Source organism: Paenibacillus sp. FSL R5-0810 (assembly GCF_038002285.1).
In the GTDB taxonomy this organism is placed as follows: Bacteria; Bacillota; Bacilli; order Paenibacillales; family Paenibacillaceae; genus Paenibacillus_AQ; species Paenibacillus_AQ lactis.
Window position 1 is genome coordinate 733411 of the sequence record NZ_JBBOCF010000001.1, and the last position, 19500, is coordinate 752910.

Consider the following 19500-nt stretch of genomic DNA (forward strand, 5'->3'; position numbering starts at 1 on the left):
TTCTTATGATGATGGCGGCTTCCGATGAAATCGGCACAGGTGGTACTGGCGGATATTATTTACAGTTATTTTATGTCTTTGTCGTTCTTGCCATCATCATCGCATTGATCGTTCTCCTGATTCGCTTCTTAGGCAAAAAGAATCAGAGCTGGATGCAGGGCCGCTCCATTCGTACGCTCGGTGCGGTTGGGATGGGCCCTAACAAATCCCTTCAGCTCGTTGAAATCGGGGGCAACATCTATGTGATCGGGGTTGGCGAAGACGTTCGGCTCTTGGACAAAATTTCCGATCCCGCGGAGGTCGCGCTGATTCAGGCGGCATTTGAACAGGATTCAGGAATGTACAGCGGGGCGCTGCCGCCTTTTGTAAGCAAATTGGCGGCAAAACTCCGTAAAAACAAGCAACCGGAAGAAATCGAATGGGATGACAGCTCCTCTTTTCACGAGGTGTTCGAATCTAAACTGCGCAGCGTACCGAACCGGAAACAAAAGGTCGAAGAATTGCTGCGGGAGGATCATAAGGATTCATGAATAAAAAGATTACGATTGCTATCACGATGTTTATGCTGGCCGGGATGCTGCTATCCCGTACGGCATTTGCAGATCCGATTCCGAACATCGATATTCAAATCGGCGGGGAAGGGGAGACTCCGGGGACAAGCTCGTTGTCCTTGATCCTCCTGATTACCGTTCTTAGCATTGCACCGGCCTTGCTCGTGCTGATGACAAGCTTTACGCGGATCGTCATTGTACTCGGGTTTGTCCGCACATCTCTTGGAACACAGCAAACTCCGCCGAACCAAGTGTTGATCGGGTTAGCCCTCTTTCTTACCTTGTTCGTTATGGCTCCGACGTTTTCAACCATGAACGAGGTTGCGCTGCAGCCGTATCTCAAGGGTGAAATCAGCCAAACCGAGGCGCTGCAGAAGGCCCAGGATCCGATCAAGAAATTCATGTTCTCCCATACGCGGGAGAAGGATCTGCTGCTGTTCATGAATTACACGGGAACAGAGAAGCCGGAGTCGTACGAGGACATCCCGTTGACCGTCATGGTGCCGGCCTTTGCCATCAGTGAGCTGAAGACAGGCTTTCAGATGGGCTTTATGATCTTCATTCCGTTTCTGGTCATCGATATTGTCGTTGCCAGCGTTCTGATGGCGATGGGGATGATGATGCTTCCGCCGGTCATGATCTCGCTGCCGTTCAAAATATTGCTCTTTGTCCTTGTGGACGGCTGGTATCTGGTGGTCAAATCCATGCTGATGAGCTTTAATCCGTAACGTTTGAAACGGCAAGTAATTCGAATACAGGGGGACTCGCCGTGAGCTCTGAATTTATTATCGGCCTTGCAGGGCAGGCCGTTTACATTGTGCTTCAAGTGAGCGCGCCCATGCTGGTTCTCGCTCTGGTAGTGGGACTTATCATAAGTATTTTCCAAGCGACGACGCAGATACAGGAGCAGACGCTGGCATTCGTTCCAAAGATCATAATTGTTCTTATCGCGCTCCTGCTGTTCGGTCCTTGGATATTGACAACGTTGGTGGATTTCACCCACGGAATTTTGGACAATCTCTACAAATATATCGGATAGGCTGAGTGTCCATGGAATGGTTGCAGCAAAGTATACCTGTCTTTATGCTTGTTTTTTGTCGAATAACATCTTTTTTTGTAATAGCTCCCGTATTTACATCGCGGGGCATCCCGACTTCATTTAAAATCGGGTTTTCCTTTCTGCTCACAGTCATCGTTTATCTTACGTTCGGAATAGGAGAAACGGTGCCGCAGGATCTATCCTATGCCCTGCTGATTGTCCAGGAAGTGCTGGTAGGACTGCTGCTCGGCTTCACCGCCTATCTGATCATGGCCGTCGTCCAAACGGCCGGCGCGCTGATCGATATCCAGATCGGCTTTAGCATGGCCAACGTCATCGATCCGTTTACGGGCGCATCCATGCCGCTGATCGGCAACTTTAAGTACTATCTCGCATTGCTCGTATTCCTTGGCATGAACGGCCATCATTATCTGCTCGATGCCATTATGTACAGCTATGATTGGGTGCCTATAACGGGCAACGTATTTTCAAAGATTCTAGACGGCAGCGTTACGGATATTCTTGTCAGAACCTTTGCCCACTCGTTCGTGCTTGCCCTTCAAATGGCGGCTCCGCTTGTGGCGGCCTTGTTTCTGACCGATGTCGGCCTCGGCTTCTTGGCGAGAACGGCACCGCAGTTCAACGTATTTGTCATCGGCATTATTCTTAAGATTCTGGTCGGGTTAGTGCTGCTGATGCTGCTTATGCCGGGACTTGTGTCATTATTTGATCATTTGTTCGCCCAAATGTTCGAGGCGCTCCGGCAGCTGCTCGGCGTCTTACACGAGGGAACGGCGCAAGGAGGATGAAGAGGATGCGGAACCGATCCCCCTACCGTTATCCGGTGGATTTGCAGCTGTTTGCTGGGGAGAAGACGGAAAAAGCGACGCCGAAGAAACGCCAGGATACGCGTAAAAAGGGTCAAGTGGCCAAAAGTATGGAAGTATCGGGCGCCTCGGTGTTACTATCCGCTTTCCTGTGCATGCTGATGTTCGGCGGTTACATGAGAGACCATACGGTCCGGCTGTTTACGGACGTATACCTTAACCGGCTCTCCATGGACGTAACGAATGAGAATGTCATGCAGCTCTTGGGCGAGTATGCCATTCAAATATTGCTGCTGCTCGCACCGCTGTTTGTTGCTGTGTTTGTGATCTCGCTGGTCGTAAATTATATTCAGGTCGGTTTTCTCCTGACGGGCGAGCCCTTGAAAATGAAGCTCAGCAAGATCGATCCGATCAAAGGATTTAAAAATATTTTTTCCATGAGGTCCTTGATCGAATTTTTTAAATCCATATTTAAATTAACGATCATTGGCTACCTCGTATACACCACTCTTTGGGGAGCCAGAGGGGAATTCTCCTCCTTGTCGACGAAGAGTCCGGATACTATTTTTCAATTTGTAGCGAATGTTACGATGTCGCTTGGCTTTAAGATCGGGGCTGGCCTGCTGATCCTGTCCGTCCTGGACTATTTGTACCAGAAGTACGAATACGAAAAAAACATCCGCATGTCAAAGCAGGACATTAAGGATGAGTTTAAGAAAATGGAAGGCGATCCGCTGATCAAAGGAAAAATCAGGGAACGCCAGCGCCGGATGGCGCTGCAACGAATGATGCAGGAAGTACCGAACGCAGACGTCATTATTACGAACCCGACCCACTTTGCGGTTGCGCTCAAATATGACGGTTCTACTATGGAAGCTCCGCAGATCATCGCGAAAGGCCAGGACTATATGGCCCTGCGCATCAAGGAAATTGCCAAGGAACACGGCATTATAACGATGGAAAACAAGCCGCTGGCACGAGCGTTGTACCAACGGTCCGAGATCGGGGATTCCATTCCCGGAGACCTGTTCCAGGCCGTAGCGGAAGTGCTGGCCTATGTATATAAACTTAAAGGTAAAGCGAAATAATTAGGGACCGGAGGCCTAAGTGCAGTGAAAATAAAAGATCTATCTGTCCTTGCGGGTGTCATTGGCATCGTACTTATGATGATTCTTCCGATCCCGATCTGGCTGCTGGATTTACTGCTTATCATCAATATATCGGTGGCACTGATCATCCTGCTGGTGGCCATGAACACGAAAGAAGCGCTGGACTTTTCGATATTTCCTTCCCTGCTTCTCATCACGACCTTATTTCGGGTTGCGCTGAACATATCGACAACCAAGCTGATTTTGTCCGAAGCCAATGCGGGTGAGGTTGTCGCTACCTTCGGCAGCTGGATTGCCAATGGCGAAATCGCGGTCGGGTTCATCGTCTTTTTAATTTTGATCGTGGTTCAGTTTATCGTCATAACGAAAGGCTCCGAGCGCGTGGCTGAGGTTGCCGCACGATTTACGCTGGACGCCATGCCCGGTAAGCAGATGAGCATTGATGCCGATTTGAATGCAGGCCTAATCAACGAGCAGCAAGCTCGGGAGCGCAGACGGAAAATCGAGCGGGAGGCCGACTTTTACGGTGCGATGGACGGTGCCAGCAAGTTCGTAAAAGGGGATGCCATCGCTTCGATCATCATCCTGCTGATCAACCTGATCGGCGGATTTATTATCGGGATCTCGATTCATGGCATGTCGTTTCCCGAAGCGATGAGCACGTACTCGATCTTGACGATCGGGGATGGACTGGTCAGCCAGATTCCGGCGCTTCTCATATCGACATCGGCAGGTCTTATCGTCACCAGAGCTTCCTCCGAAGGAAATCTGGCCGAGGATCTGACAGGTCAGCTGTTTTCCTATCCACGCTTGCTGTATATCGTATCAGGCACCGTATTGCTGCTGGGATTGTTTACCCCGATTCATTTTATAACGACAGCGCCCATCGCGCTTGTTCTGTTTATAGCAGCAAGGAGAATGCAGAACAATCTGGACCGCAAGCAGGTCGAGGTGGAGCAGATGGAGGAAGAGCAGCAGATCGAAGAGGTTCGCAGTCCGGAAAGTGTCATCAACCTGCTGCAGGTGGATCCGATCGAATTCGAGTTTGGATACGGCTTGATCCCGCTTGCGGATACCCAGCAGGGCGGAGACTTGCTGGATCGGATTATTATGATCCGGAGACAATGCGCGCTTGAACTTGGACTGGTCGTGCCGGTGATCCGAATCCGCGACAATATTCAACTTAAACCGAATGAATATGTCATAAAAATAAAAGGGAATGCTGTCGGCGGCGGGGAATTACTACTAAATCATTACCTCGCCATGAGTCCCGGCTACGAGGACGATTCCGTTACGGGAATCGAAACGACGGAGCCCGCATTCGGGCTGCCGGCCCTCTGGATTGACGAGGCGACGAAAGAACGGGCCGATCTGGCGGGATATACCGTCGTGGATCCGCCTTCCGTCGTAGCTACGCATTTGACAGAGCTGATCAAGCGGCACGCTCATGAGCTGCTGGGGCGCCAGGAGACAAAAGCGCTGGTCGACAACATCAAGGAAAGCTATCCGGTGCTTGTCGACGAGCTGATCCCTTCCGTGCTGACGATCGGGGAGGTACAGAAGGTGCTCGCCAAGCTGCTTCGGGAGAAAATCTCCATTCGCGACATGGTTACGATTCTGGAGACCCTTGCGGATTACGGGCATTATTCGAAGGACCCGGATGTGCTGACAGAGTATGTAAGACAAGCGCTCTCCAGGCAAATCACACAGCAGTTTGCTCAAGACGGAGAGGCCATGAAGGTGATCACCGTCGGACCGCAGCTTGAGAAGAAAATCGCGGAGAGCGTGCAGCAGAGCGAACAGGGGACGTACTTGGCGATGGACCCGGTGTCTACGCAGAATGTATTCCAGAAGCTGAGCGAGCAAGTGAATCGGATTATCCAGATGGGACAACAGCCGGTGCTGCTTACCTCTCCGGCCATCCGCATGTATTTGCGGCAGGTGATTGAACGCGGGATGCAGGATATTCCGGTTCTATCCTACAGCGAGCTTGAGCCGAACGTCGAAATTCAAAGTGTCGGAGTGGTGAACTTATGAGAGTAAAAAGGTATATCGTCGACACGATGCCGGAAGCGATGGCGCAGATCCGATCGGATTTGGGTACGGATGCGGTCATATTGAGCACGAAGGATATTAAGGTAGGCGGCTTTCTAGGGATGTTCTCCCGAAAGAAGATCGAGGTTATCGCCGCGGTTGAGCAGGAGGAGAAATCGAAATCCTCCGTCAAAGCCAAGCCGAAGCCGCCTGCGGCAGTGCCGAAGGCAGCCGTACCGAAGGCATACCAGCGAGCAGCGGAAATCGCGAATCCGACGGCAGCCGATTTGTCAAAGGCTCCTGTCCAGGAAGCGGTGAAGCCGAAGGATGGTGCACAAGAAGCGGATTATGTCCGCTTTGCCGAGATTATGAGCCAAGCCGCAGCAGCCGGGGAGGCGCAGGAGGTCCGGGAGGACAGCCCGCCACCGATACAGACGGGAACGGCTTCGGCCGAAGCCGCTTACCCGAGCCCGAAGGCAGCAGCTGCAGCGCAAGGCAAATTGCACGATCCTCCGGTTGAGCCCTTGAGCTCCCGGCTGGGCATCAGTGAATCAGAGCAGCGAGTGCTCGAGGAACTGAAGGAAATGAAGGAATGGATCGCCAAGCTGTCCAGGCACAATCTTGAAGCCAGACAGCTGCCGGAGCCGCTGGAATCGATAAGGGATCGCCTGCTTAGACAGGACGTTTCCGCGAGGCTCAGCGAGCAGTGGCTTGAGGTTGCTGAAGAAGCGCTGCGGGAGAGCGGGATGCAGCTTGGAAGCGAGCAGCTGCAGGCGATTATGCGCGAGCAGGCGAAGGCTTTTATTGATGAGCGCATCGGCGGGGGCATTCAACCTGACACGCGGATCGTATACATCGCCGGGCCGACGGGTGTCGGCAAGACGACAACGATCGCCAAAATCGCTGCAGAGCAGCTGTTCAGATATCACCGCAAGGTGGGCTTTATAACCTCGGATACGTACCGGATATCGGCGGTAGAGCAGCTTCGGACTTATGCCTCGATTTTGAATGTCCCTATGGAGGTGGTCCAGTCGCCAGGGGATATGCAGCGGGCGCTTCAAACGCTTCAAGACTGTGATCTGATCTTAATGGATACAGCCGGCCGGAATTATCGGAACGAGCTGCTCGTCTCCGAATTGCAAAGCCTCTTTTCCCATTCGGAGCACAGCGAAACCTACCTTGTTCTCAGCCTTACGTCCAAGAGCGGGGATATGATTGAAATCGCGGATCATTTCAGCAAATATGCACTCGATAAAGTCATATTCACCAAGATGGATGAGACCGGAAGCTTCGGTCCGATCTTCAATCTGCTCCATGCGCACAACCTGCGCTTGTCTTACATGACCAATGGTCAAAATGTACCGGACGACCTGCTTTTGGCCAATAGCGAGCAGCTGTGCGATTTGCTGCTGGGAGATACGCGGTCATGACGGATCAAGCCCATTCACTCAGACAGCTCGTATCTGCGCAGCGGAGCGAGAACGTGGGAATGTCTCCTAAGACCTCAGCCGGAAGCGCCAAGATCATAACGGTCACGAGCGGCAAGGGCGGTGTCGGGAAATCCAATTTCTCGCTGAACTTTGCGCTTGCGCTGCAATCGATGGGCAAAAAAGTGCTGGTGTTTGACGCCGATATCGGAATGGCCAATATCGATGTGCTAATGGGCGTGTCGTCCCGTTACAGCCTTTATCATTTGCTGCGGCGGGAGAAGAGCATGGAGGACGTGATCCAGTATGGGCCCGAGCAGCTTGCCTTTATTGCGGGGGGATCCGGACTTGCCGACCTGTTTTCTCTCTCCGATTCGGACATGAATTATTTTCTCGATCAGCTTGAGCGCATATCGTCCGACATGGATTACATCATTTTTGATACAGGCGCAGGCTTGTCAAAAGAAAACATGCGGTTCATTACCTCGGCCGATCATTGTTACGTCGTAACGACGCCCGAGCCGACTTCCATCACGGATGCGTACGCTCTCATCAAAGTCGTGCATGGGACCGGGTCTAGAGTCCCGCTCAGCCTGATCGTCAATCGGGCCGGCGATGAACGGGAGGCTCGTGAAGCAGCGGATAAAATCATGTTAACGGCCCGCCGCTTTCTGGATTTGGACATGCAGCTGCTGGGCTCGATCGCGGATGATCCGCATGTCGGGCAGGCGGTCAAGCGGCAGGTTCCATTCACGGTAGCGTTCCCGAAGTGCGATGCTGCAAGCGACGTCAGACGGATCGCTCTTCGCAGCATGGCATCTCCTGTCCCTGCAGAGCCGGATGCCCCGAAAGGAATCAAGGGATTTATGCATCGCCTGCTCAAACGGACAAAGTGATTCTTACTTCAGGATTTTGCAAAATTTGATTCAAGCCGCTCCCGAGTACAATATAAAGACGAATTCAACCGTTTCGCTCTATATATTGCTGACTGATAGTCGCTCTTTGGATTTTTGCATCATCCTTACTTGGATAATTGGAAACTGAGGTGGACTGATAGTGGAGCCCTTTCGTGTGCTTGTTGTGGACGATTCCGCATTTATGAGGAAAATATTCTCGGATTTCATCGAGCGAGACGCACTTTTTCAAGTGGTCGGAACGGCTGAGAACGGGCAAGAGGCCATCCGGAAAGTGAAGGAATTGAACCCGGATGCGGTTACCCTGGACGTGGAAATGCCGGAGATGAACGGATTGGACGCTCTGAAATTTATTATGGAGTTAGGGCCTCGTCCGGTGATCATGCTGTCCGGCTTGAATGAAGAGGGGATGAAGGAAACGATTCTGGCCCTAGAGGCCGGCGCATTTGATTTTATACGAAAGCCTTCCATTACGAATGCGCTCGGGATCGAGCAGGTCGGGCAAGAGCTGATGAAGCAGCTGCATGCGGCGATGCAGGCCAAGCAGCGCAGAGCCTTGTGGGAGGAGGAAGAGAGGGCGCGGCAAGCTGCACAGCGTCAAACCTCCTCTTCCCGAGCTTCCAAGCCTCTCGGCAAGCTGGCGGATAAGAAGCCGAGTGCGAAGGAACTGCCTCAGGCCGGTCATATTCGGGCAAATGCTGCTGAGGTCCTTGCACGTCAGGAACCGCCTTCGGTCGGCGAGGAGAAACGGAGGATTCGGGAAGTGCTTCCGGGCACGGATCCTTTACGCCGGAAGCCCGCCGCTCCGGAGAAAAGAAGGAAGCCGGAGTCCCCAAAGCCGTCTTCAGCCGGAGCTGACAGCCGGCCTACAGACAACGGTCCGTCATCCTTGGCGGCGATTACGGATCTCGTAGCGGTGGGCTGCTCCACTGGGGGGCCTCGGGCGCTGAAGGCTTTTCTGGAGGGGATTCCAAGCGGCTTTCATGCTCCGATCGTTATCGTGCAGCATATGCCGCCCAAGTTTACGAAATCTCTTGCACAGCGCCTGAATTCATTTAGCAGGCTGGAGGTGCTGGAAGCAGCCGACGGAATGCCTTTGGAGCCGGGGAAAGCTTATATCGCTCCAGGGGGAAGCCATATCCGGGTAAGACGCACGGAGAAGAATGGATATGTGATTGCTACAAGCATGGATGAGCCGCGCAACGGCCATCGCCCATCTGTCGATACGCTGTTCGAGTCACTGCTCCCGCTGACGGAGCTTACGCGTCATGCGGTGCTGATGACCGGCATGGGAAGCGATGGAGCGAGAATGATGAAGAAGCTTTACGATTCGGGCGTTAAATCCACCTTTGCGGAGAGCGAGGAAACCTGTGTTGTATACGGAATGCCTCGCTCGGCTGTCGAACTCGGATGCGTCAATGATGTGTTGCCTCTGCAGGAACTTGCACCCAAAGTGGTTCAAGCTGTAAATAACAGAAAGTGAACTCAGGAGGAGGTGTCTCTCAATGGACATGAATCAATATTTGACAATGTTTATTGATGAGTCAAATGATCATCTGCAATCATTAAATGAAAACATGCTGCAATTAGAAAACAATCCGGACGACTTGGGAATCGTGCAAGTGATTTTCCGGTCGGCGCACACGTTAAAAGGCATGGCCGCAACGATGGGCTTCGAAGATCTCGCCTCGTTAACGCACCAGATGGAAAATGTGCTGGACCTCGTTCGGAATGAAAAGCTGACGATGCAGGATTATATCTTCGACACGCTCTTCAAAAGCTTGGACGCGCTTGAATCGATGGTGCAGGATATTACGTCCGGAGGTGACGGCAAATCGGATGTGTCTTCGATTGTGGCCGCTCTTCAGTCCATCGTCCGGGGAGAGAACCCGGCGCAACAAGCGCAAACCGGAGAGGGTCAAGGCGCTGATCAAGGATCGGCTTCCCAACCCGGAATCACGCTGGACGAGTTTCAGTATTCGGTGCTTGAACAATCCATTTCGGAAGGCCATAAGGTTCTCTATATACAAGTGACCCTGCGCGAGGATTGCCAGCTTAAAGCGGTTCGGGCCTACATGGTATTCGAGGCGCTGGAAAGATCCGGAGAAATCGTAAAGACGCATCCGGACGTTCAAGACATTGAGCAAGGTGAATTCGATCGCGTATTTTCGTTGTACTACATAACACAGCGGGAAGCCGCGGACATTGAGAGCCAAATCCTCGGCGTTTCTGAAATCGAGACAGCCCAGGTTGTCTCACTGGATCATGAAACGCTCCAGCAAATGGTACAACAAGCTGCGGCAGCACTCGAAACCGTCAAGCCGGAAGCGCAGCAGCCTGCTGCGGCAGCTTCGGCACCTTCGGCACCCGAGTCGAAGAGCACCCCTGCAGCCGCCAAGGAAGCGAAGGCTCCGGCCCGAAGCGGCGGGGCGAACCCGTCCCGAACGATCCGCGTGGACATTGAACGGCTGGACGTCCTGATGAACCTGTTCAGCGAGCTGCTTATTGACCGGGTACGGCTTGAGCAATTGGCGAGCGAGGCCCAGAACCAGGAGCTTACCGATACTGTCGAGCATATGAGCCGGGTCAGCAGCGATCTTCAAAATATCGTGCTGAAGCTGCGCATGGTTCCCGTGGATACAGTTTTCAACCGCTTTCCGCGGATGGTCCGGGACCTTGCGAAAACACTGGATAAAAAAATCGATCTCATTATCACCGGGGCCGATACGGAGCTGGATCGGACCGTTATCGACGAAATCGGCGATCCGCTGGTCCACCTGCTGCGCAACTCGGCTGACCATGGCATCGAGCCTGTCGCGGACCGGATAGCCGCCGGCAAGCCGGAAACCGGAACGGTCCATCTGCGGGCCTTCCACAGCGGCAACAACGTATTCATTGAGATTGAGGATGACGGCCGGGGCATTTACCGTGAGAAGATCTTGCAGAATGCGCTCAAGAAGGGTGTGGTTACCGAGTCCGAAGCGGAGTCGATGTCGGATGAAGAAGTGCATCAGCTGCTCTTTGCTCCGGGATTCAGCACGGCGGAGAAAATATCCGACGTATCGGGCCGCGGAGTAGGGCTTGACGTCGTCAAATCCAAGATCGTTTCGCTTGGCGGCAACGTGACCATCTATTCGACCCCTGGGAAAGGAACCAACTTCTCTGTACAGCTTCCGCTGACATTGTCGATCATCGCAGCCATGCTGATCAAGATGGGCTCCGAGAAATATGCGATCCCGCTGTCATCCATCGTGGAAACGGCTGTCATCAAACGCGGCCACGTCAAAAATGTGCACGGCAGCCGCATGGTTCACTTCCGCGATTCGATGATACCGATTATTTCGCTCAGCAAGGTGTTCGAGGTGCCGGATTTCGATGATGAGCAGGAAGAAGAAACCGAAATTGTCGTGATTCGAAAAGGCGATCGTCTAGCCGCGCTCGCGATCGATGATTTTATCGGCCAAAGCGAAATCGTTATTAAAAATCTGGGCAAATACTTGCCGGCGATTCAAGGAATTTCCGGGGCAACGATCCTCGGCGACGGACAAGTTGCTCTTATTATCGATGCGAATGCGTTCATTAAGTAAAACAAGTTTCATTCGTATAGCGGCAGGCCACATAATTTAAAGGAGGATTCAGTCATGGGAGAAGAAATCAAGGTTATCGTCTTTAAGCTCGGCACTGAGGAATACGGCATTGAGGTGGATAAGGTTCAAACGATTGAACGGATGATGCCGATTACGCGCGTACCGAAAACCTACGCTTTTGTAAAAGGTGTGATCAACCTTCGCGGCGTAGTCATCCCGGTTATTGATCTGCGGGGGCGCTTCGGATTGGCTGAGGTGGAGCCGACCGATCAAACCCGGATCATCATCGTTGCGGTCAGCGATATGCAGGTCGGCTTTATCGTCGATTCCGCCAGCGACGTCATCGACCTTAATACCGACGACATCGATTCACCGCCAGAAGTTGTCGGCGGGATTAAAGCGAAATATCTTCGCGGCGTCGCGCGGGTAGGAGAGGAGCGCCTTCTGGTCATGCTGAATCTGTCCGAAGTGCTGAACAAGAGCGAAATTATTCAGCTTGAAGGCCTTGAGGATTAATCGTGGAGCTGTTTAAGTATGGCAGGGAAGTCAAGATGGATGTGCTGAAGGAAGTGGGGAACATCGGTGCGGGGAATGCTGCAACGGCATTGTCCCGCTTGCTGGACAAGCCCATCGATATGGCCGTACCGAAAGTGCAGCTGCTTCCTTTTAAAGAAATCGCGGAAAGCGTGGGCGGCAGCGAGCAAGTGGTGCTGGCCGTCTTCCTGCGGGTGGAAGGCAGCGCACCGGGCAATCTGTTCTTTATCATGAGCCCTGAAGCGGGAAAAAATCTGCTCCAGAACCTGGCGGGCATCGAAGTGTCGGAGGACGAACAATTCTCCGAGATGGAGCTGTCGGCATTGTGCGAAATCGGCAACATCCTGGCCGGTTCCTATCTTTCCTCGCTTGCGGATTTTACCAATTTATCCATGACGCCGACCGTTCCGGGACTGGCCATGGACATGGCGGGCGCCATATTAAGCTACGGACTCCTTCAATTCGGAGAAATGGGAGACGATGCGCTCTTGATCAACACGACGTTTCTAGAGGGACAGAATGAAGTGGAAGGCCAGTTTTTTCTCATACCCGATCCACCTTCGTTCGCGCAAATATTCGAAGCCTTGGGAGTGCCTTTAGAGCATGATTGATGAGCAAAGCATCGTGAAGGTGGCCATGGCGGATCTGAACGTCGCAGGTCCAAACGGCATATTGCGCACGACCGGGCTTGGCTCCTGCGTCGGACTGACCTTGTATGATCCGGTTGCGAAGATCGGGGGGCTGGCCCATATCATGCTTCCGTCCTCCTCGATTGCCAGGGAGGGGCAGCTGAATCTGGCGAAGTATGCGGACACGGCCCTTCCGGTCCTTCTGAACAAAATGAAGGGACTGGGCGCCGTTCAAGCCAGGTTGGTTGCAAAAATGGCCGGCGGCGCGCAAATGTTCTCCTTTGCCGGAGCCGGCGATACCATGCGGATCGGCCCTCGGAATGTCGAATCGTGCAAAGAGGGACTCCAGCAGATGGGCATTGCCCTCATTGCGGAGGATACTGGAGAAAATTACGGAAGAACCGTGGAACTGGACTGTTCGACGGGGAAATTTACCGTGCGAAGTGTACAAAAGGGCATAAAGGAACTGTAGAGATGATGGAAAAACTGCGTTTTTATATCCTATCGGGAATTGCCGGATTTATTTTCACTTTTATTTTTTCCATACGCAACAATCTATGGACAACCAGTATGGCCCGGGCGTTCCTCGCCTTCGTGATCTGGTTTGTGCTGGCATTCTTATTGAAAGGGCTGCTGGACATCATCGCCGGCCGAAACGGAAACAGCCCGAAGGCAGGGAAGAGCGCCGATACCGGAACGGCTCAAGAGGATGAACGAGGGGCCGTCCTTGATCTGGCTACGCCGGACGAAGATGAGGAGCTGATGGATATGATCCACTCCGAAAACGGCAGCAAAGGCAAGGGCGGATTCGTTCCGCTCAACCCGCCCAAGCTGGTCTCAACTAAAGATCCCGAGGAACTGGCCAAGGCCGTTCGTCACCTTGCGGAAAAATAAGGAGGGTGAAGGCAATTGGACGAACGTAAGGCTACAATGCTGAATCATGCGGATTTATGGAGTGCATGGAAGGAAGATGGGGACCCGGAAGCGAAAAAGAAATTAATCGAAAATCATTTGCACATCGTTGACTATGTTTCAAGCCGCTTGGCCATCGGCCTTCCCAAGAACGTCTCGAAGGGAGATCTCGCCAGCAACGGCGTTATGGGGCTGATCGATGCCATCGAGAAATTCGACTACAAGCGCGGTCTGCAGTTCGAAACCTATGCCTCCTGGCGGGTTCGGGGCGCAATCCTTGATTCGCTTCGCCAGGGGGATTGGGTGCCTCGTTCCGTCCGAGAGAAGGCGAAGAAGATCGAAACTGCGTACCAGCAACTTGAACAAAAGTATTTGCGCAGCGTTAGCGATTCGGAGATGAGCAGCTACCTGGAGGTGTCCGAGAAGGAATTTCGGCACATGCTGCAGGAGGTGGCGGTGATGACGCTGACATCGCTGGAGGATCCGATTCGCGAGGAGGAGTCGGAGACACGCATGTCGGTTCTGGTTGACGAGAAAGCAAAAAATCCGGATCATAAGGTGCATGAATTTTACCTGCGGGAAGCGCTGAAGAAAGGGATCAGTAAATTAACCCCAAAGGAAAGAACCGTCGTTTCATTATTATATTATGAGGACTTATCACTTAGTGAAATCGCTGAAGTGATGTCGTTATCACCATCGCGTATTTCACAGCTTCACTCCAAGGCGATAATGAGACTACGGGGCGCGCTTGATAAAGATCGGGATTTGCTGATGCAAAACGATTGACGCTTGCCATTTAGGAAGGGGGTTGGCTGGATTGTCTCTAGATTATGCATTGGATCAGTACATGAGCGTCACGTTTTCGGATGACAAGGTTATCGCCTATATTCAGTTCACGAAATGGGAGGACGGGTTCTCCTGCTCGATTGAAGCGCTGGAGCAGTTCTTGCGAAGTCATGGCATTCGTTACGGGATCCAGCGGGATATCCTGCAGCGCATCGCCGGTCATGCGGAGGAATATCAATACAGCAGAACGCCGATAGCCATCGGAACGGAGCCTGTACACGGACAGAACGGAAGAATTGAATTCACCGTCGATTTCGGAGGGCAGACCCATGTAAAGCCGCTCGAGATTGAGGACGGCAAAGTCGATTATAAAGAAATCATTCGTTTAAATAATGTAAAGAAGGGCCAGCTGCTGGCGACCCGAGTCCCACCGACAAAGGGAGAGCCCGGGACGACGGTCACCGGTGAAGAGATCCCGAGCAAGCCGGGAAAGGAAGCTCATTTCAAGATCGGTAAAAACGTAGTGGTAAACGCGGAGAAAACGGCGATGTATGCGGCGATCGATGGTCTGCTTACAAGGACCGACAAGGGAAAAATCAACGTGTTTCCGGTATACGAAATTAATGGGGACGTCGATTACAGCATCGGCAATATCGACTTTGTCGGAACGGTCGTTGTCCGCGGAAATGTCCTGACCGGATTTCGAATCAAGGCGGCCGGCGATATCCGGGTGACGGGTTTTGTGGAAGGCGCCGAGCTTGATGCAGAGGGCTCGATCGATATTTCCGGCGGCATTATCGGCTATAACAAAGGATACGTCAAGGCCGGCCAGGATGTGAAGAGCTCCTTTATCCAGGACGGAAATGTCATTGCCGGAGCGAACGTGATCGTTTCCCAGAGCATTATGCACTCCAACATCCGCGCGGGTCGGAATATCGAATGCAATGGAACGAAAGGCTTGGTCGTCGGCGGCGTTTTGCAAGCCGGAGAGATGGTCGTCGCACGAACTGTCGGCAATAGCATGTCAACGGCGACCGTCATTGAGGTCGGTGTGCTTCCAGACCTGCGCAACGAATTGGCCGAGCTTCGCGCACAGCTGAAGCAGTTGATCGAAAGTGTGGACAAGACGGATAAAGCGCTTTATTTGCTGAATCAATTGGCGTCGACCGGCCAGCTGTCTCCGGACAAGATGGCGATGCGGATCAAGCTGAATGCAACGAGAAAGTCCAATATGGCGGAACAGACGGCAATTAAGGAACGGATGCTGGAAATCGAAAAGACGCTGGAGGATACCGGAAAAGCGAGGGTTAACGTCGTCAAGACCATATACGGCGGAGCCAAAATTGTGATCGGCCGGTATACCCGCTTCATCAAGGATCCCACGCAGCGGGTTTCTTTTTACTATCATGAGGGAGATGTCACGATGGTGCCGTTATTGTAGGAGCTTGTCGCAGAGGAGAGCTGCGTATGAGGCCTATGTAGTTGATCGAGCAGATGCATGTGGGAATGATCCTATTATAATGAGGTGATCTTCACTTGAGTTTGAAATCTGTCGAAATGCAAATTGCCGTACCGAGAACGAATGAGGCTGGAAAATTGCATAATGAACTTCAGCAGCGTCCGCAAAATGACCAAAATCTGCTTGCTGGCGAGCAGATCAAGAACAGCCGGGCCGAAGCCAAGCGGAGCGCCGAGGTCAGCGAGTCGTCTGAAACCGCGGTGCGCGATGATGGCAGCCGCCGGTCGCAAGGACAGCAGGGCCAGAGCGCGGACGGCGACGAATCGAAGGAGGCTGCCGAGCATCCGGCTGAGCATCCCTATAAAGGAAGAAACTTGGATATCTCATTATAGTGGGAGTTCGAGGAGTCGGTCTTTTTGAACAGCCTCTTATATTAAGTACACAAAGGAGTTAATCGTTTTGTATCCATGGATATACATCGTTTTGCTGGGCGCAGCGGCCGTACTGTATGCGTTCATGCTGCCTAAACGCCGGGAGGAGAGCGCATCCGGGGAACAGCTGGTGAAGGAAGTCGAGGCTACGCTCGAAGGATACATGGCCGAAATCCAGCAGGAGAACGAGCAGCTGGTAGAGCTGATCCGGAAGATGAAGGAAGAACAGAGCGCCAAGCTGATCGAGCAGCAGGAGCAGGCGGAGCAATGGAGCGCAAGGATCGTGGAATTGGAGAGGAAGGCAGCCGCATCCGAAGACAGGCTCCGCGCTGCGGAGGACCAGCTTGCGAAGGTGCTGTCATCGGTGACGGAAGATCGCCAGGCGGGCGCTGCTTCGAATAGGGAGGCGGAGCCGCATATGCCTTCAATCAAGGAGCGATACGCCGAACTGTTCGAATGGTATGATCAGGGTAAATCGATCGATATGATTGCCAAGGCTTCGGGTATGCAGCGCGGCGAGGTTCAGCTGATTATTCAACTGGCCAGACAGGAGGAATCCGTATGATCAGGAACCGAACCTTCATGATGGGACTGGGCCTCGGCATCGTGGCAGGAGCCGTGCTGCTTCAGCTTATGCTGATCGGCCAAGGGGCACAGCTGACCAAAGCCTCATTGACCGGGGAGCTGACGAAGGAAGAGCTGCAGGCTGCGGCCGAAGCAATGGATATGCAAGTGCTGGACAAATCCGAGGAGCTTTTGACCGCTGAGCAGTGGAAGCAGAAGCAGCTTAGCGAGGAAACGTCTGAGGGCGGGGAGCAGCCTAAGGCTGATGAACAAGACAAGCCTTCGGAACCGGCTGACAATACCGGGACGGATAAGCCAAAGACGCCGAATCAGCCTAAACAGCCGAATCAGCCTGAAGCCGCAAAGACCAAGGAGATGCAGCAAGCAGCAGCACCTCCGGAGCCCAAGGCGCCGGCTAAAGCCAATGCGCCGATAACCGTCCGCGTGCCTGCCGGCAACAACCTCAGCGATGTGGCCGACAGTCTGCTTGCAGCCGGGGTGATCAAGGACAGGCAGGGATTCATCGACAAAGCAACCGAGAAGAGGATTAACCGCTTTATCCAGAGCGGAACGTACACGTTCACGGCGGGCGAGGATTACGGCTCGATCATAACGAAAATAACGGCAAAACCGTTCAACTAGACTTCTGGTTGCGAACGGTTTTTTTTGAAGTCAAAACCGGGCCTTATTTATGGGTGAAATGGGCCGTTTAGGACATGCACAAAAGACATTGCAACCTGCCTTCGGTTATGTTATAGTAATTGACGGTGTTAAAACACACGCCAGAGTGATTCCGTAAAGGGTGCTTCTGCGAAGAGCGGGAGTCTTGACGGGAAATGATCTTGGCGGAGGGACACACAAAAACCAAATTTAGGAGGTGCGTGAAGATGGCAGTAATCTCCATGAAGCAGCTTTTGGAAGCTGGCGTTCACTTCGGTCACCAGACTCGTCGCTGGAACCCGAAAATGGATAAATATATCTTCACTGAAAGAAACGGTATCTACATTATCGACCTGCAAAAAACGGTCAAGAAAGTTGAAGAAGCATTCAACTTTGTGAAAAGCATTGCTGCTGAGAACGGAACCATCCTGTTCGTCGGCACGAAGAAGCAAGCTCAAGATTCCGTTAAGGAAGAAGCAGAGCGTTGCGGTATGTACTACATCAACCAACGCTGGCTCGGCGGAACGCTGACAAACTTCGAAACGATCCAGAAGCGTATCAACCGCTTGAAGCAGCTCGAATCTTGGGAAGAAGACGGCACGTTCCAAGTGCTGCCTAAGAAAGAAGTTATCCTTCTCCGCAAAGAGAAAGATCGTCTTGAGAAATTCCTGGGCGGCATCAAGAACATGAAGGGTCTTCCAAGCGCATTGTTCGTAATCGACCCTCGCAAAGAGCGCATCGCTGTTGCGGAAGCCCGCAAATTGGGCATCCCAATCGTAGGCATCGTGGATACGAACTGTGATCCGGATGAAATCGACTACGTAATCCCAGGTAACGATGACGCGATCCGTGCGGTTAAATTGCTGACTGGCAAAATGGCCGACGCTGTTGTTGAAGCTCACCAAGGTGAAGAAACAACCGCTTAATCGGGATTAAACGTATAACCATGAATTAAATGAAAAGGGTGGTTGGTAGGTGGATAACCTCTCACCGCCCTTTTTTTAAGATGTCAGTACATAAGTGTCTGATATCTAAAGATGATTTTGCAAATGATGAATACTTAGAAGGCGAAGCGGCCTTTGGGGTTGGAACTCGCCGTTTCCGGCGAATAAAACCTTGACCGAGGCTACCGCTTCATCAATACCAATTTGGAGGGAATTGAAATGGCAGTAACAGCTAGTGCGGTAAAAGAACTTCGCGAAAGAACAGGCGCAGGCATGCTGGATTGCAAAAAAGCGCTGGACGAAACAAACGGTGATATCGATAAAGCGATCGCGGTTCTTCGCGAAAAAGGCTTGGCGGCAGCTGCGAATAAAGCAGGTCGTATCGCAACTGAAGGCGTTGTAGAATCCTACATCCACGGCGGCGGACGCATCGGCGTTCTCGTTGAAATCAACTGCGAAACCGACTTCGTCGGCAAGACCGATCAATTCAAAGAGTTTGCCCGCGATATCGCAATGCACATCGCCGCAGCAAACCCTAAATATGTTCGCCGCGAGGAAGTTCCTGCTGAGGAGCTTGAGAAAGAGAAGGAAATTCTCAAGAACCAAGCGCTGAACGAAGGCAAGCCTGAGAAAATCGTTGAAAAAATGGTTGAAGGCCGCATCAACAAATACTATGAAGAGAACTGCTTGATGGAGCAGGCATTCATTAAGGATCCGGACAAAACCATCAACACGCTGCTGAACGAGAAAATCAGCACGATCGGCGAGAACATCTCGATCCGTCGTTTTGCTCGCTTCGAGCTGGGCGAAGGCCTTGAGAAGAAACAAGAAAACTTCGCAGAAGAAGTTATGGCTCAGGTGAATAATTAATTCGAATGAGCTAATATAAGTAAGAGGAAAGAGTGGAACACACCCGTGTTCCTTCTTTTTTAAAGAGAGATAAGAATGCGATGCAGCCCGGAGTAGAGACTACCCTTATCTCGTTAGAGAGAACCGACTATAGTCTGATTAGACGACCAGGATGTTTCTACTTGAGACGGATGTGTTTACCCGATTTTTTTAACCGTCAAGCAGTGCCGGTGTGTCTGTCTGT

Annotated in this window: 21 protein-coding genes; all 21 read left to right on the forward strand. The window is 52.3% G+C overall.

The features are described 5' to 3' along the window. Positions 1-5: 5 nt before the first annotated feature. The gene (locus MKX76_RS03425) at positions 6-530 is read left to right on the forward strand and encodes a flagellar biosynthetic protein FliO (RefSeq protein ID WP_007128743.1); all 525 of its coding nucleotides are present in this window, start codon (positions 6-8) and stop codon (positions 528-530) included. Then, a complete protein-coding gene (fliP, locus tag MKX76_RS03430) occupies positions 527-1279 on the forward strand; it encodes a flagellar type III secretion system pore protein FliP (RefSeq protein WP_007128742.1) in 753 nt (250 codons plus the stop codon). Before MKX76_RS03425 ends, fliP begins: the two co-directional genes overlap by 4 nt. A gap of 41 nt (positions 1280-1320) precedes the next feature. Next, positions 1321-1590, forward strand: a complete 270-nt coding sequence (gene fliQ / locus MKX76_RS03435; protein ID WP_007128741.1) for a flagellar biosynthesis protein FliQ — start codon at positions 1321-1323, stop codon at positions 1588-1590. Positions 1591-1601: 11 nt separating this feature from the next. Beyond that, entirely contained in the window at positions 1602-2399 is a 798-nt protein-coding gene (gene fliR, locus MKX76_RS03440; RefSeq protein WP_028405675.1) for a flagellar biosynthetic protein FliR, read from the forward strand. 5 nt (positions 2400-2404) lie between these two features. Beyond that, on the forward strand, positions 2405-3505 hold the full coding sequence (gene flhB, locus MKX76_RS03445; RefSeq protein WP_007128739.1) for a flagellar biosynthesis protein FlhB: 1101 nt from the start codon (positions 2405-2407) through the stop codon (positions 3503-3505). Positions 3506-3529: 24 nt separating this feature from the next. Further along, a complete protein-coding gene (gene flhA, locus MKX76_RS03450; RefSeq protein ID WP_007128738.1) occupies positions 3530-5563 on the forward strand; it encodes a flagellar biosynthesis protein FlhA in 2034 nt (677 codons plus the stop codon). Next, positions 5560-6990: a flagellar biosynthesis protein FlhF gene (flhF, locus tag MKX76_RS03455; protein WP_007128737.1), complete on the forward strand. Its 1431-nt coding sequence runs from the start codon at positions 5560-5562 to the stop codon at positions 6988-6990. The genes flhA and flhF overlap by 4 nt, the downstream gene beginning before the upstream one ends. Then, positions 6987-7883, forward strand: a complete 897-nt coding sequence (locus MKX76_RS03460; RefSeq protein WP_007128736.1) for a MinD/ParA family protein — start codon at positions 6987-6989, stop codon at positions 7881-7883. Before flhF ends, MKX76_RS03460 begins: the two co-directional genes overlap by 4 nt. A 160-nt stretch (positions 7884-8043) precedes the next feature. After that, positions 8044-9384: a protein-glutamate methylesterase/protein-glutamine glutaminase gene (locus MKX76_RS03465; protein ID WP_007128735.1), complete on the forward strand. Its 1341-nt coding sequence runs from the start codon at positions 8044-8046 to the stop codon at positions 9382-9384. Between the two features lie 22 nt (positions 9385-9406). Beyond that, positions 9407-11488: a chemotaxis protein CheA gene (locus tag MKX76_RS03470; protein ID WP_007128734.1), complete on the forward strand. Its 2082-nt coding sequence runs from the start codon at positions 9407-9409 to the stop codon at positions 11486-11488. Positions 11489-11542: 54 nt separating this feature from the next. Beyond that, entirely contained in the window at positions 11543-12004 is a 462-nt protein-coding gene (locus MKX76_RS03475) for a chemotaxis protein CheW (RefSeq protein WP_007128733.1), read from the forward strand. A gap of 2 nt (positions 12005-12006) precedes the next feature. Next, the gene (locus MKX76_RS03480) at positions 12007-12633 is read left to right on the forward strand and encodes a chemotaxis protein CheC (protein ID WP_007128732.1); all 627 of its coding nucleotides are present in this window, start codon (positions 12007-12009) and stop codon (positions 12631-12633) included. Further along, positions 12626-13123 (forward strand): chemotaxis protein CheD, encoded by a 498-nt coding sequence (locus MKX76_RS03485; RefSeq protein ID WP_007128731.1) that lies wholly within the window; start codon positions 12626-12628, stop codon positions 13121-13123. Before MKX76_RS03480 ends, MKX76_RS03485 begins: the two co-directional genes overlap by 8 nt. A 2-nt stretch (positions 13124-13125) precedes the next feature. Beyond that, on the forward strand, positions 13126-13545 hold the full coding sequence (locus tag MKX76_RS03490; RefSeq protein WP_007128730.1) for a hypothetical protein: 420 nt from the start codon (positions 13126-13128) through the stop codon (positions 13543-13545). A 15-nt stretch (positions 13546-13560) separates the two neighbouring features. Further along, entirely contained in the window at positions 13561-14349 is a 789-nt protein-coding gene (locus MKX76_RS03495) for a FliA/WhiG family RNA polymerase sigma factor (RefSeq protein WP_007128729.1), read from the forward strand. Between the two features lie 31 nt (positions 14350-14380). Continuing rightward, positions 14381-15790, forward strand: a complete 1410-nt coding sequence (locus MKX76_RS03500) for a DUF342 domain-containing protein (protein WP_007128728.1) — start codon at positions 14381-14383, stop codon at positions 15788-15790. 95 nt (positions 15791-15885) lie between these two features. Beyond that, positions 15886-16200 carry a hypothetical protein gene (locus MKX76_RS03505; RefSeq protein WP_007128727.1) on the forward strand — a complete coding sequence of 105 codons (315 nt, stop codon included), beginning with the start codon at positions 15886-15888 and terminating at the stop codon, positions 16198-16200. A 67-nt stretch (positions 16201-16267) separates the two neighbouring features. After that, positions 16268-16804, forward strand: a complete 537-nt coding sequence (locus tag MKX76_RS03510) for a DUF6115 domain-containing protein (protein WP_007128726.1) — start codon at positions 16268-16270, stop codon at positions 16802-16804. After that, positions 16801-17445: a hypothetical protein gene (locus tag MKX76_RS03515; protein ID WP_341032995.1), complete on the forward strand. Its 645-nt coding sequence runs from the start codon at positions 16801-16803 to the stop codon at positions 17443-17445. The genes MKX76_RS03510 and MKX76_RS03515 overlap by 4 nt, the downstream gene beginning before the upstream one ends. A gap of 245 nt (positions 17446-17690) precedes the next feature. Then, a complete protein-coding gene (gene rpsB / locus MKX76_RS03520; RefSeq protein WP_007128724.1) occupies positions 17691-18389 on the forward strand; it encodes a 30S ribosomal protein S2 in 699 nt (232 codons plus the stop codon). A gap of 237 nt (positions 18390-18626) precedes the next feature. Further along, on the forward strand, positions 18627-19277 hold the full coding sequence (gene tsf, locus MKX76_RS03525; RefSeq protein WP_007128723.1) for a translation elongation factor Ts: 651 nt from the start codon (positions 18627-18629) through the stop codon (positions 19275-19277). Positions 19278-19500: the final 223 nt, after the last annotated feature.

Coding starts and splice junctions, on each gene's coding strand:
- MKX76_RS03425 (WP_007128743.1), top strand. CDS start 6: ATGATGATGGCGGCTTCCGATGAAATCGGCACAGGTGGTACTGGCGGA.
- fliP (WP_007128742.1), top strand. CDS start 527: ATGAATAAAAAGATTACGATTGCTATCACGATGTTTATGCTGGCCGGG.
- fliR (WP_028405675.1), top strand. CDS start 1,602: ATGGAATGGTTGCAGCAAAGTATACCTGTCTTTATGCTTGTTTTTTGT.
- flhB (WP_007128739.1), top strand. CDS start 2,405: ATGCGGAACCGATCCCCCTACCGTTATCCGGTGGATTTGCAGCTGTTT.
- flhF (WP_007128737.1), top strand. CDS start 5,560: ATGAGAGTAAAAAGGTATATCGTCGACACGATGCCGGAAGCGATGGCG.
- MKX76_RS03460 (WP_007128736.1), top strand. CDS start 6,987: ATGACGGATCAAGCCCATTCACTCAGACAGCTCGTATCTGCGCAGCGG.
- MKX76_RS03470 (WP_007128734.1), top strand. CDS start 9,407: ATGGACATGAATCAATATTTGACAATGTTTATTGATGAGTCAAATGAT.
- MKX76_RS03475 (WP_007128733.1), top strand. CDS start 11,543: ATGGGAGAAGAAATCAAGGTTATCGTCTTTAAGCTCGGCACTGAGGAA.
- MKX76_RS03485 (WP_007128731.1), top strand. CDS start 12,626: ATGATTGATGAGCAAAGCATCGTGAAGGTGGCCATGGCGGATCTGAAC.
- MKX76_RS03490 (WP_007128730.1), top strand. CDS start 13,126: ATGATGGAAAAACTGCGTTTTTATATCCTATCGGGAATTGCCGGATTT.
- MKX76_RS03515 (WP_341032995.1), top strand. CDS start 16,801: ATGATCAGGAACCGAACCTTCATGATGGGACTGGGCCTCGGCATCGTG.
- rpsB (WP_007128724.1), top strand. CDS start 17,691: ATGGCAGTAATCTCCATGAAGCAGCTTTTGGAAGCTGGCGTTCACTTC.
- tsf (WP_007128723.1), top strand. CDS start 18,627: ATGGCAGTAACAGCTAGTGCGGTAAAAGAACTTCGCGAAAGAACAGGC.